Origin of the sequence: Salmonella sp. 741265116_PST, assembly GCF_046567715.1 — a bacterium.
Lineage (GTDB): Bacteria > Pseudomonadota > Gammaproteobacteria > Enterobacterales > Enterobacteriaceae > Salmonella > Salmonella enterica.
In genome coordinates, this window is sequence record NZ_JBKFPH010000002.1 from 44,700 (window position 1) to 59,348 (window position 14,649).

General features: G+C 51.0%; 14 protein-coding genes and 1 pseudogene. 7 read left to right on the forward strand and 8 right to left on the reverse strand.

Translation table 11 applies throughout. From position 1 onward, the window contains the following. Positions 1 to 22 precede the first annotated feature (22 nt). Together ACLD11_RS01555 and chbG are read left to right on the forward strand one after the other, a co-directional pair. On the forward strand, positions 23 to 1,378 hold the full coding sequence (locus ACLD11_RS01555; RefSeq protein ID WP_411014450.1) for a 6-phospho-beta-glucosidase: 1,356 nt from the start codon (positions 23 to 25) through the stop codon (positions 1,376 to 1,378). 12 nt (positions 1,379 to 1,390) lie between these two features. Next, the gene (gene chbG, locus ACLD11_RS01560; RefSeq protein WP_000442730.1) at positions 1,391 to 2,149 is read left to right on the forward strand and encodes a chitin disaccharide deacetylase; all 759 of its coding nucleotides are present in this window, start codon (positions 1,391 to 1,393) and stop codon (positions 2,147 to 2,149) included. Positions 2,150 to 2,192: 43 nt separating this feature from the next. On the opposite strand, the gene katE is transcribed toward chbG, so the two are convergent. Next, entirely contained in the window at positions 2,193 to 4,445 is a 2,253-nt protein-coding gene (gene katE, locus ACLD11_RS01565) for a catalase HPII (protein WP_172496876.1), read from the reverse strand. Positions 4,446 to 4,809: 364 nt separating this feature from the next. On the opposite strand from katE, the gene cedA reads away from it, so the two are divergent. Further along, a complete protein-coding gene (gene cedA / locus ACLD11_RS01570; protein WP_411014451.1) occupies positions 4,810 to 5,052 on the forward strand; it encodes a cell division activator CedA in 243 nt (80 codons plus the stop codon). A gap of 102 nt (positions 5,053 to 5,154) precedes the next feature. Here cedA and tcyP read toward each other — a convergent pair whose 3' ends face one another. The 3 genes from tcyP to hxpB form a co-directional block, all read right to left on the reverse strand. Beyond that, positions 5,155 to 6,546, reverse strand: coding sequence for a cystine/sulfocysteine:cation symporter (gene tcyP / locus ACLD11_RS01575; RefSeq protein WP_001010662.1), 1,392 nt, complete (start codon positions 6,544 to 6,546; stop codon positions 5,155 to 5,157). A 136-nt stretch (positions 6,547 to 6,682) separates the two neighbouring features. Then, positions 6,683 to 7,282 (reverse strand): metal-dependent hydrolase, encoded by a 600-nt coding sequence (locus ACLD11_RS01580; protein WP_000505804.1) that lies wholly within the window; start codon positions 7,280 to 7,282, stop codon positions 6,683 to 6,685. Positions 7,283 to 7,419: 137 nt separating this feature from the next. Beyond that, positions 7,420 to 8,088 (reverse strand): hexitol phosphatase HxpB, encoded by a 669-nt coding sequence (gene hxpB / locus ACLD11_RS01585; protein ID WP_000106854.1) that lies wholly within the window; start codon positions 8,086 to 8,088, stop codon positions 7,420 to 7,422. 148 nt (positions 8,089 to 8,236) lie between these two features. Here hxpB and ACLD11_RS01590 point away from each other — a divergent pair, with 148 nt between their 5' ends. Further along, positions 8,237 to 8,773, forward strand: a complete 537-nt coding sequence (locus ACLD11_RS01590; protein WP_000222158.1) for a YniB family protein — start codon at positions 8,237 to 8,239, stop codon at positions 8,771 to 8,773. A gap of 42 nt (positions 8,774 to 8,815) precedes the next feature. Here the strand turns inward: ACLD11_RS01590 and ACLD11_RS01595 are convergent, their stop codons facing one another. The 3 genes from ACLD11_RS01595 to pfkB all read right to left on the reverse strand — a co-directional run bounded on the left by ACLD11_RS01595 (position 8,816) and on the right by pfkB (position 11,102). Beyond that, positions 8,816 to 9,676: a fructosamine kinase family protein gene (locus ACLD11_RS01595; RefSeq protein WP_411014452.1), complete on the reverse strand. Its 861-nt coding sequence runs from the start codon at positions 9,674 to 9,676 to the stop codon at positions 8,816 to 8,818. Positions 9,677 to 9,782: 106 nt separating this feature from the next. Next, positions 9,783 to 10,073 carry a type V toxin-antitoxin system endoribonuclease antitoxin GhoS gene (ghoS, locus tag ACLD11_RS01600; RefSeq protein ID WP_000146133.1) on the reverse strand — a complete coding sequence of 97 codons (291 nt, stop codon included), beginning with the start codon at positions 10,071 to 10,073 and terminating at the stop codon, positions 9,783 to 9,785. Positions 10,074 to 10,172: 99 nt separating this feature from the next. Further along, positions 10,173 to 11,102, reverse strand: a complete 930-nt coding sequence (pfkB, locus tag ACLD11_RS01605; RefSeq protein WP_411014453.1) for a 6-phosphofructokinase II — start codon at positions 11,100 to 11,102, stop codon at positions 10,173 to 10,175. 288 nt (positions 11,103 to 11,390) lie between these two features. Here pfkB and ACLD11_RS01610 point away from each other — a divergent pair, with 288 nt between their 5' ends. Further along, positions 11,391 to 12,149 (forward strand): YdiY family protein, encoded by a 759-nt coding sequence (locus ACLD11_RS01610; protein WP_000770981.1) that lies wholly within the window; start codon positions 11,391 to 11,393, stop codon positions 12,147 to 12,149. A gap of 48 nt (positions 12,150 to 12,197) precedes the next feature. Here the strand turns inward: ACLD11_RS01610 and ACLD11_RS01615 are convergent, their stop codons facing one another. Further along, positions 12,198 to 13,157: a lipid A deacylase LpxR family protein gene (locus ACLD11_RS01615; protein WP_183059107.1), complete on the reverse strand. Its 960-nt coding sequence runs from the start codon at positions 13,155 to 13,157 to the stop codon at positions 12,198 to 12,200. Between the two features lie 290 nt (positions 13,158 to 13,447). Between ACLD11_RS01615 and ACLD11_RS01620 the strand changes: the two are divergent. Together ACLD11_RS01620 and ACLD11_RS01625 are read left to right on the forward strand one after the other, a co-directional pair. Further along, positions 13,448 to 13,770, forward strand: a pseudogene (locus ACLD11_RS01620) (hypothetical protein). Then, positions 13,767 to 14,621, forward strand: coding sequence for a DNA/RNA non-specific endonuclease (locus ACLD11_RS01625; RefSeq protein ID WP_183059105.1), 855 nt, complete (start codon positions 13,767 to 13,769; stop codon positions 14,619 to 14,621). The pseudogene ACLD11_RS01620 and the gene ACLD11_RS01625 overlap by 4 nt, the downstream one beginning before the upstream one ends. The last annotated feature ends 28 nt before the right edge of the window (positions 14,622 to 14,649 follow it).

A 14,649-nucleotide genomic window follows, 5' to 3' on the forward strand; every position in this document is an offset into this window, starting at 1 on the left:
TCATACACTGAAGGGAGATATTATGAGCCAGAAATTAAAAGTCGTCACTATTGGTGGCGGGAGCAGCTACACCCCTGAATTACTTGAAGGCTTTATTAAACGCTACCATGAATTACCTGTCACCGAATTATGGTTGGTTGACGTTGAAGATGGGAAAGAGAAGCTGGGCATTATTTATGATCTCTGCCAGCGAATGATTGATAAAGCAGGCGTTCCGCTAAAATTGTATAAAACGCTGGATCGTCGGGAAGCGCTGAAAGACGCTAATTTTGTTACTACCCAGCTACGCGTTGGTCAACTCAAAGCCCGTGAACTGGACGAGCGTATCCCGCTTAGCCACGGCTATCTGGGGCAAGAAACCAACGGCGCTGGCGGTTTATTTAAAGGGTTGCGCACCATTCCGGTTATTTTTGACATCATTAAGGATGTTGAGGAATTATGTCCGAATGCGTGGGTCATTAACTTTACTAATCCGGCGGGGATGGTGACGGAAGCGGTTTATCGCCATACCAACTTTAAAAAATTCATCGGCGTATGTAATATTCCTGTCGGCATGAAAATGTTTATTCATGACGTGCTGGCGCTGAATGAGAATGACGATCTTTCCATTGACCTGTTTGGTCTAAACCATATGGTCTTTATTAAAGATGTGCTGGTGAATGGCACCTCACGGTTCGCAGAATTACTGGATGGCGTGGCGTCCGGTCAGTTGAAAGCGTCAACCGTAAAAAATATCTTTGATCTGCCGTTTAGTGAAGGATTGATTCGCTCGCTGAACATGCTGCCGTGCTCTTATTTGTTGTATTACTTCAAGCAAAAAGAGATGCTGGCGATTGAAATGGGCGAATATTACAAAGGCGGCGCGCGCGCTCAGGTCGTACAAAAAGTGGAGAAACAACTCTTCGACTTGTACAAAAATCCTGAGCTAAACGTGAAGCCGAAAGAGCTTGAGCAACGCGGAGGCGCTTATTATTCCGATGCCGCTTGTGAAGTCATTAACGCTATTTATAATGACAAGCAGACTGAGCATTACGTTAATATTCCACATCATGGGCATGTCGAGAATATCCCGGCGGACTGGGCGGTGGAAATAACCTGCATTCTGGGACGCAATGGCGCGACGCCGCACCCGCGTATCACCCGTTTTGACGAAAAAGTGCTGGGGCTTATCCACACTATTAAAGGATTTGAGGTCGCGGCCAGCAATGCGGCGCTGAGCGGAAACTTTAATGATGTGCTGCTGGCGCTTAACCTGAGTCCGCTGGTGCATTCCGACCGCGACGCAGAAGTCCTGGCGCGTGAACTCATTCTGGCGCATGAAAAATGGCTGCCTAATTTTGCCGCTTGCATCGAAGCGCTTAAAGGTAAGCACCACTGACAGAGGTAGGCTATGGAACGCGTGTTGATTGTGAATGCCGATGATTTTGGCCTGAGTAAAGGGCAAAATTACGGCATTGTTGAAGCATATCGCAACGGCGTTGTGACCTCCACGACGGCGCTGGTCAATGGCGAGGCTATTGACCATGCGGCGCAGCTTAGCCGCGAGCTGCCTGCGCTTGGGGTGGGAATGCATTTTGTTTTGACGTTAGGCAAACCGGTGTCAGAGATGCCGGGCCTGACGCGAGACGGCCTGTTGGGGAAATGGATCTGGCAAATGGCGGAGGAGGATACGCTTCCGCTGGATGAAATTGCGCATGAACTGGCGTGTCAGTATCAGCGTTTCATCGACGTATTTGGCCGCGAGCCAACGCATCTCGACAGTCACCATCATGTGCATATGTTCCCGCAAATTTTCCCCATCGTCGCCCGCTTTGCGGCACAGCGCGGGATTGCGTTACGTATTGACCGCCAGACGGTGTTGAATGCCGACGATCTGCCGTCGGATTTGCGCAGCACTCAAGGATTTAGTAGTGAATTTTACGGCGAGGAGATCACCGAAGCGTGCTTTTTACGCATTCTGGATGCCTCGGCGCATCGAGGAGAGGCCTCTCTGGAGGTGATGTGTCATCCGGCGTTTGTGGACAACATTATTCGCCAGAGCGCCTATTGTTACCCCCGCTTAACTGAACTGGAGGTGTTGACGTCTGCGTCACTCAAGGCAGCGATTGCGGAACGTGGATATCGTCCTGGCAGTTTTCTTGATATTTAGCTCCTGAGTTTGCGGCGCAAGAATGCGCCGCATTTTTTGCCGTTTATGCAGGAATCGCGTTAATTTTCCCCGCGCGCGACCAGACACGGTGTGCCGCCATCAGCGTCAGCAGAGTGTCCATAAAGTGGTGGTCAACGTTATCGGCCTCAACAAGTCCTTCTTCCCCCTGGCTATCAATGTTTAAAAGCGCCTTAAACCGTCGGGCGTCGCCTGCCAGTGCGATGGGCTTCAGATGTTTGTAGGCTTCCAGAAGGTAGTAACGGGCATCGCCGCAACTCTCGATATCGGCAATATTGCCGCACGGTACTATTACCGCATCGACCGTTAGCGACGGCGCGCCGGCAAAGGTTGCCGCAATAGTTAATGTTGAACCGTCATCAGCCGTTACTTCACCCATCCGTGAATAGAGCAGTTTTGCGTGGACGCCTTTGGCTTTTAAAGCCTGCAAAATGGTCAACAGTTCGGCGGCGTTAACCTTGTCGTTCAGCAGGATAGCGACCACGCGGCCTTTAACATCGCCGTCCGGCACCGCATACAGGCTGAGCGCCGGATCTTTTTTCAGACCGTTGACATCAGGAGGCGGGGCAATTTGCGTTTGCTCATGGGTGAGTGCAAAACCGAGATTATGCGCGACGCCCTGAGCCAGCGTGACATCAATATGCGCTAACTGATCGACCACCCGCTTCCGAATATACGCGCGGGCGACTTTACCCAGTTCAAAGCTGAACGCGTCAATAATATGCTGCTGCTCTATCGGCGTCTGACTGAGCCAGAACAGGCGAGGATGCGAGTAATATTCACCAAAAGAAGGGCTGCGTTCGCGGATTTTATTGCCATCCACACGTTCCTGGTATGATTCGAAGCCGCCGCGTTTTGGCGCTGGCGGCGTTTCGCGCGGCCAGTTGTCATTAATGGAGTTCGGTTCATAGTTCGCCGGATTGGTGTCGATATCCATCCGGTGCATACCGTCACGCTGGAAGTTATGGTAGGGGCAGGTAGGGCGGTTAATCGGAATTTCGTGGAAGTTTGGCCCGCCCAGACGGCTGATTTGCGTGTCGGTATAAGAGAACAGACGCCCCTGTAACAGCGGATCGTTGGTAAAATCAATACCGGGAACAATATGTCCTGGATGAAATGCCGCCTGTTCGTTTTCAGCGAAAAAGTTATCCGGGTTACGGTTTAACACCATTTTGCCAACGCGTTGTACTGGCACCAACTCTTCCGGAATCAGTTTGGTCGGATCGAGCAGATCAAAATCGAATTTAAATTCATCCTCTTCGGCAATGAGTTGTAGGCCCAGCTCGTATTCCGGGAAATCGCCCGCTTCGATGGCCTCCCACAGATCCCTGCGGTGAAAATCCGGATCGCGACCGGTCAGTTTTTGTGACTCATCCCACACCAGCGAGGCTTTACCTGCCAACGGTTTCCAGTGGAAACGGACAAAGGTCGCTTTCCCTTGTGCATTGATCAGACGGAAGGTGTGAATGCCGAACCCTTCCATCGTCCGATAACTGCGTGGAATACCGCGATCCGACATTGCCCACATGACGTTGTGCAGCGTCTCAGGCTGTAAGGAAACATAGTCCCAGAAGGTGTCGTGCGCGCTCTGTCCTTGCGGAATAGCCCAATGTGGTTCGGGCTTAACGGCGTGCACAAAATCCGGAAACTTATGCGCATCCTGGATAAAAAAGATCGGCGTGTTATTACCGACGAGATCGAAAATTCCCTCTTCGGTATAAAATTTGGTCGCAAAACCGCGGATATCACGTACGGTATCAGCAGACCCCGCGCCGCCCTGTACTGTCGAAAAGCGAACAAAGACCGGGGTAATTTTCTGTGGATCGCACAGAAACGCGGCTTTCGTGATGTCGCTCAGGTCTTTATATGGCTGGAAATAGCCGTGCGCTGCAGATCCGCGGGCGTGAACGATCCTCTCCGGGATACGCTCATGGTCAAAGTGGGTAATTTTCTCGCGCAGGATAAAATCTTCCAACAGCGTAGGGCCACGGCTGCCGGCGCGAAGAGAATTTTGATCGTCGGCGATGCGCACGCCCTGATTGGTGGTCAGCGCATAATTTTCGCTGCCTTTACGAAAGGCGTCGAGGGCGGTGAGCTTATCATTCGCGGTCTCGGGCGCTTTTAAGCTGCCGGGGGCCGTTGGTTGCGCGCCCGGCGGCGTCGGTTCTGGCGTGGGGCGATGTGAACCGTCTGACGGTGCCAGGGAGTCCAGGCCGGGCTGTGATTCACGGGTATCATGCACGGGGGACTGATGGGGGGATTTTTCATTATGCGACATTGAACTCGTCTCCTGCTTTCATCACTGAAATGGGCGTGGTAGTAGTCAAAATCACTCTAACTATAGAACATTTCAGCAATTATGCCGGGGGAGAGCGGAACGGCAGACAGGGTACAACGGGGAAATCGCACGCGCGGAACAGGACGTCGGGGGCGAAGATCGGCTAAAATAGTGTTTTTCTGATTTTTAGCCTTAGAGCCTATCCCAGTAGGCGTTATTGGCGCAGCCAGTTTGGACACGGACAGCGCGCAAAAACCGGAGCGTACACGTAGTACGTGAGGATTTTGAGCACTGCCCAGGACCAAAATGGCAAGTAAAATAGCCCTAATGGGATAGGCTCTTAGCCTCTTTTAGTGAAGCATTAATGATGAAACCTCTTCGCCAGCAAAATCGCCAGATTATTAGCTATATTCCGCGTGTTGAACCCGCGCCGCCGGAACATGCGATAAAAATGGATACGTTTCGCGACGTCTGGATACTGCGCGGTAAATATGTTGCCTTTGTTCTGACGGGGGAGTCATTTCAACGGTCGCCCGCCTTTAGCGTGCCAGAATCGGCGCAACGTTGGGCGAATCAGGTTCGCCAGGAAAACGAAGTCGCTGACTAAGAAAAAAACAAAACGCCGGTACTGGAGACCGGCGTTTTTAGTGACAGACATTTTGAGTTGCTGATCGTCGTGTCTCAGACGATGTGAACTCCCGATAATGTATTATCGATGCGCCAGTTCAGCGTCTTCTTCGCTATCGAGAATGGTTTTATCGGTCTGCTTCAGCCACTGGCTGGTCAGCGTACCCGCGGTCATTGAGCCGCTCACGTTCAGTGCGGTACGGCCCATATCAATCAACGGTTCGACGGAGATTAACAGCGCGACCAGCGTGACCGGTAAGCCCATGGCAGGCAGCACAATCAGCGCGGCGAAGGTCGCGCCGCCGCCAACGCCGGCAACACCCGCCGAACTTACGGTAACGATACCCACCAGCGTGGCTATCCATACGGGGTCTAAGGGGTTGATGCCGACCGTCGGCGCAACCATTACCGCTAACATTGCAGGATAAAGACCGGCACAACCGTTTTGGCCGATGGTCGCGCCAAAAGAGGCAGCAAAGCTGGCGATGGACTCCGGCACGCCCAGGCGGCGGGTTTGCGCTTCGACATTAAGTGGAATGGAGGCGGCGCTGGAGCGGCTGGTAAAGGCAAATGTCAGCACCGGCCACACCTTGCGGAAATATTTCAGCGGGCTAATCCCGTTCACGCCCAATAGTATGCCGTGAACCACAAACATTATCGCCAGACCAAGATATGACGCTACCACGAAGCTTCCAAGCTTAATGATGTCCTGCAAATTAGAGCCGGCAACCACTTTCGTCATCAGCGCCAGTACGCCGTAAGGCGTAAGTTGCATCACCAGACGCACCAGCTTCATCACCCAGCTTTGCAGGGTATCGATAGCAACAAGCACACGCTCGCCTTTTGGCGCATCATCTTTCAGCAGTTTAAGCGCGGCCACGCCCAGGAATGCGGCGAAAATCACCACGCTGATAATAGACGTAGGATTTGCGCCAGTCAGATCCGCAAACGGATTTTTCGGTACAAAAGACAGCACCAGTTGCGGCACGCTGAGATCGGCCACTTTGCCGACATAGCTCGTCTCAATGGCATTCAGACGCGCGGTTTCCGCGCCGCCCTGAACCAGACCTTCCGCCGTCAGTCCGAACAGATTGGTGACCAGCACGCCCACCAGCGCTGCGATAAGGGTAGTAAACAGCAGCGTGCCGATAGTCAGAAAACTGATTTTCCCCAATTGAGAGGCGTTATGCAGTCGTGCCACGGCGCTTAAAATAGAGGCGAATACCAGCGGCATCACAATCATTTGTAGCAATTGCACATAACCGTTGCCGACAATATTGAACCACTGAATGGAGTCTTTTAACACCTGACTGTCAGCGCCATAAATGGTGTGCAGGGCCAGACCAAAGACCACGCCCATCACAAGGCCGACAAGCACTTTTTTAGCCAGACTCCACTGTTTATGACGGGCCTGCGCCAGTACAAACAGCAGAATGACGAACACCGCAATGTTCGCAATTAATGGAAAATTCATCCCCGTTCTCCTGATTTTTTTATTATGAAGCGCTGTGTTTTAGCGATTCTGTTCGCGCAAGATTAGCAGAACTGTGAGCTGGCTCTTATATTCAAATGGAATGGTTTATACCAAAAATGACTTTGGCGTTGATTTACTAATCAATCTGGTGATTTATAAAACGATTGAACTGCATTTGCAGGATAGTGATCATCTGCGAAGACCAGCGTATGACGTTGTTTTCCGGCATGGACTGCGGCATCCACACCGCCCAGGCAAACAACGCCATACATAAAAATCGCTCCAGCTGATTGCCTTTGCGCGGCGCCAGAATAGGCAGGCGGAAACGCCAGCGGCACGGCCACAGTAAGGGAACGCCTGCGGGGGTGAGCATATCCGCGACGATATGGCTTAAATAGCCAAGTACCATGCCTTGCAGCGCATCCGCCGGGATAATCCACGTATCCGGTACCTTGAGATAAAAGGTCGCCAGTAGGGCAAAGACCGCCAGCAGACTATGGGTAAACCCCCGGTGACCGAACGCGCGGGCGATTGGTTTTGATACCCATTTCAGGCGCTGACCAAGAAAAGATTTGGGGTGGTCGATATCCGGCAGCAGACAGGTCAAAATAGCCGAAGGAATAATATGCCACCAGTCGCCGTGCGCAAGGACGGGCGTTAACTCGGCATTCTTGGCGAAAACCGCGCTGGCTATAGAAAAAAGAAGATGTCCTTCCGCCGTCATGATAAAACCCATTAAACTGTCAATTCATACAGTATAGGGTTTTTATACAGTAGGCGGAAGTGGTGACGTTGTAACTCTTTGTCTCTGTCAAAGCCGCTTGCCGTCTGGCTCAGCGGCTAATTGCCCGTTGACTTTGTTTCGGAAACATCTTAACCGAGTAGATGCGCCGCCGTCAGCTCTGTCAGTGAGTTAAGTTTGACATTCGCCAGCGCAAAGCGCGGATCATGCTGGTTTTCTTCTGCTGGCACCACAATGGCGCGCATTCGCGCCGCCTTTGCCGCGATTAAACCATTCACCGAATCTTCCAGCGCCACGCAGGTTAATGGATCAACGCCTAATTTGGCCGCACAATCCAGATAGACCTGCGGGTGCGGTTTGCTGTAGGGCAATTTTTCCGCAGAAGCCAGCGCGTCAAAACTGTCGCGCAGTTCAAACATGGTGAGCACTTTTTCCAGCATATGCAGCGGCGATGCCGAGGCAAGCCCCACTAATAGCCCCTGCGCTTTACACAGCGCCACGGCCTCGCGCACACCCGGCAAAAGAGGGCGCGTCTCTTCGATAAGCGTAATCGCGCGGGCAATAACACGGTTTGTCACTTCCTGGCGATCGGGGCCGCTCCACGGTTGCTGCGCAAACCAGAGATCGACAACCATATCAATGCGTAGCCCAAGCGTGTCTGGTAACTCATGGCGCCGAGTAATATCTACGCCTAAACTTGCCATCACGTCCAGTTCAGCGCGATCCCAGAGCGGTTCGGAATCGATCAGTAGTCCATCCATATCGAAAATTGCAGCAAGAATTTGACGTGGGGTTGACATCACAACCTCTCCTGTTGAGATTAAAAAATAACGAATTAAGCGTTCATTATGACCATGTTCTTAGTATATCGCCCTTAAAGATCAGGCGAAAACGGGAATCAACAGGTAGACTTAGGCCAAAACGACGCGTCTTTATCAAGGGGAACTCATGACGTATCAACAAGCTGGACGCATTGCAATCCTAAAAAGAGTTGTTGGGTGGGTTATTTTTATTCCGGCACTGCTTTCCACGCTCATCTCAGTCCTTAAATTTATGTATGCGCACAGTGAAAAGCAGGAGGGGATAAATGCGGTAATGCTGGATTTTACCCACGTAATGATAGACATGATGCGCGTGAATACGCCGTTTCTGAATGTTTTTTGGTACAACTCGCCGACGCCGAATTTTCAGGGAAGCCTGAATATCGGTTTCTGGCTCATTTTTATTCTGATTTTTGTCGGGCTGGCGATGCAGGATTCCGGCGCCAGAATGAGCCGCCAGTCACGTTTTTTACGTGAAGGCGTGGAAGATCAGTTGATCCTGGAAAAAGCAAAAGGCGCGGAAGGGCTAACGCGTGAGCAGATAGAGTCGCGTATCGTGGTGCCGCACCATACCATCTTTTTACAGTTTTTCCCGCTCTATATTTTGCCGGTCATTATTATCGTGCTCGGCTACTTTTTCTTTTCCTTGTTAGGCTTCATGTAAACTGAAAAATGCCGGATAGCCCGTATCCGGCATGGGCTGTACCTATACCGCAAGCAGCCGATCCATCGCTTTTTGCGCAGTGGCCAGGTGCTGACCGCCAAACAGCCTTGCCCGATTAAGCAGGGTGTAGAGCTGGTAAATCGGCTGCCTGTCGAGAAAATCCAGCGGTAGCGGCGAAACGGACTGATAGCCGTCATAAATCTGCGGTGGCTGATCGGTATGCAGCGGCAGCATTGCCAGATCGCATTCTCTGTCGCCCCAGTAGCAGGCTGGATCGAAGATATAGGGGCCGCCAGGGCCAAGTGCGCAGTTCGCCGACCATAGATCGCCATGCAAAAGAGAAGGCTGCGGTTGATGCGACGCCAGACGTTGCTGAACATGTTCAACAATGGCGTCAATATTACCAAAAGTAATGCCTTTTTCCGCGGCGAGTTCAAGCTGCCAGCCAATGCGCTGTTCGGCGAAAAAAGTCGACCAACGGCGTTGCCAGGTATTCGGCTGCGGCGTGGTGGAGAGCGCGTTGTCAAAATCGAGGCCGAATTGAGGTTGATCGCTCCATTGGTGCAGACGCGCCAGCTGTTGCCCAAGAATAAACGCATTATGGGCATCCAGCGGGCGGGGCGAGAGATAGTCCATGACTAAAAAGCTGTAATCCCGATCCGAACCTACCGCCCATACCTTAGGCACAACAACGGTTTTACTGCGGGAGAGCAGCTCCAGCTGATCGGCCTCAGCGGTAAAACCGCGAAGCATTTCTCGTTCATCGCACTTCACGAAAAAATCATGGCCTGCATAACGTAAATGCCATGCGGCATGAACTTCTCCGCCTGGCAGTTCATTACGCAGTTCGATTTCGCCTTCACCGACTTGCTCGCTTAAAAGACGACTGATAGCTTGCCACATAATGTCTCTCCCCACGTTGTCTGCCAGATCATAAGGTTAGCGCAAAAATGCGGTTAAAAAATACGAACTAACGCACATCGCGGACGCGCCGCGGCGGGAATGGCACTTATTGTGCGTTTTTACTCCACGCCTCCCAGGTCGCCACGGTAATGTCGACATCCTTATCTAACGCGCTTTTCGCAAGTCCGGCGACAAGCGCTTTGATTTCATCAGCGCTCTGAGCGCTAACAAAGCCAAATGTATTGGTGCCGAGCTCATGCACATTCCCTTCATCGTCCGTTAATGTCAGCAAAAAACCGCTACGCGTCAGATGGTTATTGAGTTCGTTAATCTCGGTCAGGGAATCTTCATGGAAGGTTACGGTAATAACATAACGGGTAATATCGCCACTGGCCATCGTTCACCTCGTTGGGAGCAACTGTATTTTTAACCGCGGCGAATGCGCCGTCCGTTAACCGATTTTCCGGTATCCCCCTCGCCGAGGGGGATACGATTATTACGCGGAAAGATAGGCGTATATTTTTTGGGTATCGTCATGAGAACACAGACGCGTACCTTGATTGAGCGTAGCGGCGCTGCCTGCCGCCACACCGAAGCGCACCATCTCTTCCAGCGACGCGTCTTGCGCCAGTTTTAACGTCATCGCGCCCACCATACTGTCGCCTGCGCCGACAGTACTTTGACTTTTCACCGGGGGAGGAACAACCTGGATGCAATTCTCACTGTCTATGCCCAGCGCCCCTTGCGGCCCCAGAGAGACCACTACCCGGCGAGCCTTGCCGCTTTGCACTAATTCCTGGGCCGCTTTACGCACATCATCAGGCTGCGTCAGATCGCGATTGACCAACGCGCTCAATTCTTTCAGGTTAGGTTTCACCAGTTCGATATCGCCAAGCGCCAGCGCGGCGGTGAGCGCGTCGCCAGAGCTATCAATAATGCAGCGAATGCCTTGCTTCTGCGCGGCGGAAATCAGTTGCGTAAGTTTCTCGACCTTAACGCCGGGCGGAAGGCTGCCGCTGATAACCAAAATTGCCCCGGATTCAATTTCCAGTACCTGTTCTTCAAGCTGGCGAAATTCGTCATCGTCCAGCGTGGCGCCGGGCATAACAAAACGATACTGTTCGCCGCTGGACTCGACGTGGACGTGCAGGTTCTGACGCGTCCAGTCCTTCGCATCGACGGTAGACACGGGGACATTTTCGTCAGCCAGTAGTGCGACCAGATGTTCGCCGGTAGCGCCGCCAGCCGGGAAAATTGCGGTCGCGGTGCCGCCAAGATGCGCAATGGCGCGAGCGACATTAATACCCCCGCCGCCGGGTTCGAATACCGGCGCGGAGCACCGCAGTTTACCTTCGGGATAAATTTGCGGCGTGATTGTTGCGCTATCGAGAGAGGGCGCAAGCGTCAACGTATAGATACGTACCATCGTTACCTCCTGTTAGGCTGATTTCAGTCTGGCACTTAATCCCCGGAAAGTGAAGGAATTAACAATATGATTTTCCGGATCTTTATTTAAAGAAGTACGATGTAAAGTTATATAAATAAATGAATGCTTCGGGAGGGTTCTTATTCAAAAAATGAAATAGTAATTGATTGCTATGTTATTCGGGGCTTCTTATAATTCGCTACCTTTCCAGGGGCGTTTGTCATTGATCCCTATGAAAGTTTCCGGGACCGTCGTGGTCTCTTTTTTAGTTGTACGGACTCTATATAAATGAAGCTTTTGAAGGCAGTACCCGCCGTAGTTATGCTGGCGGGTGGCGTGTTCGCGTCTCTGTATGCCGCCGCCGATGATTCCGTTTTTACTGTCATGGATGATCCCTCCACCGCGAAAAAACCTTTTGAAGGTAATCTGAATGCGGGTTACCTTGCTCAGTCAGGCAATACTAAAAGTTCTTCCTTAACGGCTGACACAGCGATGACCTGGTATGGACAACGTACCGCCTGGTCATTATGGGGCAATGCCAGCAATACCTCCTCTAATGATGAACGCTCTTCAGAAAAATATGCGGTAGGCGCGCGTAACCGTTTTAATATGACGGATTATGATTATACCTTTGGCCAGGCCAGTTGGCTGACAGACCGTTTCAACGGTTATCGTCAGCGCGACGTACTGACCGCCGGTTACGGGCGGCAGTTCCTTAATGGTCCAGTACACAGCTTCCGTTTTGAATTCGGTCCAGGGGTTCGCTATGACGAACATACGGACGATACCACTGAAACGCAGCCGTTGGGTTATGCTTCCGGCAGCTATGCCTGGCAGTTAACTGACAATGCTAAGTTTACACAGGGGGTGTCAGTATTTGGCGCAGAAGACACCACACTAAATTCGGAAACAGCCCTCAATGTCGCCATTAACGAACATTTTGGTCTAAAGGTGGGGTATAATTTAACGTGGAACTCGCAGCCGCCTGAATCAGCGCCTGAACATACCGATCGTCGCACTACGGTAACGCTTGGCTATAAGATGTAATATTGTACCGGGTTACGTTACGTAGCCCGGTTATTCCGTGGTGACGCCTCAGAAGAAGAAGGTGATGTCGCCGTTGATATAAGAATAGTCGTCTCCGGTGCGAAATTCCGACGTGACTTTGTTTAAGGAAAGAGAAAATGCGACGGGAGAATAGCCGACGGTAGCACCGACGCGATATTCATCCACGGTTTTATTAATATCCACCGTTTCCATTTTTGTTTGCAGCGTTTTCCCCTGTAACGTGTAGTTTTTATCAACTTCCCTGCGCTCAACGCCAGCAAATACCTTATAGATCAATCCCTCTTTTTGAGTGTGTATTAACCCTCGGCGGGACAGTAACCCAAACCCATTATCAGAGTTGAAGGTCTTATCATTTCCCAGCGCAACGGTTGCGCCGTACCCTAAATACTGGAAGAGATTGCCGCCGACAGCAGAGACTTCTGGATAGAAGCCCACATTGACGCCCAGAATATCAATAGCTGGCGTAAGGGAGACCATTCCTTTTGCCGTGTAACCATAACGGTTTTCAATTTGATCCTGCCAGGCAGGGTATTTTTCTGCGCCTATTATTCGATGCGCCCGATTCTGAACCTCCTGACCGCCTGCGTCAGGACCAATAACGCCAATATCGGTACCTAAACGATAACGTAACCAATTGGTGGCTAATGAATTCCACTCCAGTCCGGTATGAAGAAAGGCGCTGAACGCGCGGTCGCCTTTGACGGCTTCAGGCTTTCTCTTGTTGGCGCCTGATGGAGAATAAATATCTTGCGCGATATGAAAAGAGAGTTGACTGGCGTCAGTGAGATCGTGGCTGTAGCCTAAAAAGAGCCCGGCAGTATAATCACCCCGGTCTGCAGCCGGGTGCCCATAAAGGGCATTTAAGGATGGTTGAAATATACCTGCATCATCATTCGCCACTGAAATAGCAAGGCTACTGGCATTGGCCATTGTGGTCGTACTGAGTATGGCGGCAATCATCGTTGCGCAATAGCTGTATTTGTTCACTTTTTACCCCTGAATATGAAAGTGAATACTCTTATTTTTACAAAGTAATAAGCACAGCAGCATGATGCGCAGTGCTTATTAAACCTTTAAGAGCCTATCCCATTAGGGCTATTTTACTTGCCATTTTGGACCTGGGCAGTGCTCAAAATCCTCACGTACTACGTGTACGCTCCGGTTTTTGCGCGCTGTCCGTGTCCAAACTGGCTGCGCCAATAACGCCTGGTGGGATAGGCTCTAAATATAACTAAACTCCTGCCAGCAATGAGTCATTGAGAGGATACGTTGCCTTAATGTTGAAAAATGGTGTTGAAAAACATACGTCAGATATTATTGAATATCCATCTTTCATTCGCTATCTGAGTGCGAGAAATTATTGGCTTCACGATTATGCATATAATACGATGTTTTTTGGTATCAACATGAATATCATGTTGTGTTCTTTTGAGCTCATTTTCTTTGAGGGCTTCGATGTTTATCTGTTATTAATTTTTAAATTTTTACCGTGATAGTGTTGTCTTTAATGATGAGAGTATTTAACGATTGGTAGGGTAATATAACCAAATCATTACCATCCGAACTATTAGGGCGGTTATTATTAAGGAAGAAAAAATGAATAAAATCATTAATCTGCTAAAATTACTGCCCGTAGTATTATTAAGCGCATGTACTACATCGTATCCTCCCCAGGATACAACATCGGCACCCGAGTTACCCCATCGTAACGTACTCGTCCAGCAACCTGATAACTGTAGCGTTGGCTGTCCTCAAGGAGGAAGTCAACAAACAATTTATCGCCATGTCTATACGCTCAATAATAATAGCGCCACGAAATTTGCCAACTGGGTTGCCTATAGCGTGACAAAGACCAGCCAGGCAAGCGGTCGCCCGCGGAACTGGGCGCAGGACCCCGATTTACCGTCCTCGGATACGTTGGCCCCTTCGGCCTATAAAAATGCCCATACGCTATTAAAAGTCGACAGGGGACACCAGGCCCCGTTGGCAGGATTGGGCGGCGTTTCGGACTGGCCGTCGTTAAATTATTTATCGAATATTACGCCGCAGAAATCCGCCCTGAACCAGGGAGCATGGGCTGCACTGGAAAACCGGGTGCGCGAACTTGCCAAACAGGCTGATGTATCTGCAGTGCACGTAGTGACCGGCCCCCTTTTTGAGCGGCATATCGCCACATTGCCAGAAGATGCTGCGGTAGAAATTCCCAGCGGGTACTGGAAAGTTTTATTCACCGGAACGGCGCCGTCAAAAAGTGAAGGAAATTACGCTGCGTTTATTATGGATCAGAATACGCCCCGTTCGGCGAATTTTTGCGACTATCAGGTTACCGTGGAGGCTATCGAACATAATACGAAGCCAGTGCTGACGCTGTGGTCTGCCTTGCCTGAAGCGGTAGCCAGCGAGGTGAAAACAACAAAGGGGAGTCTGGCGCAGAAGTTAGGTTGTCGATGAGAAGCGCTATACGGCGCGTAGAAAGATA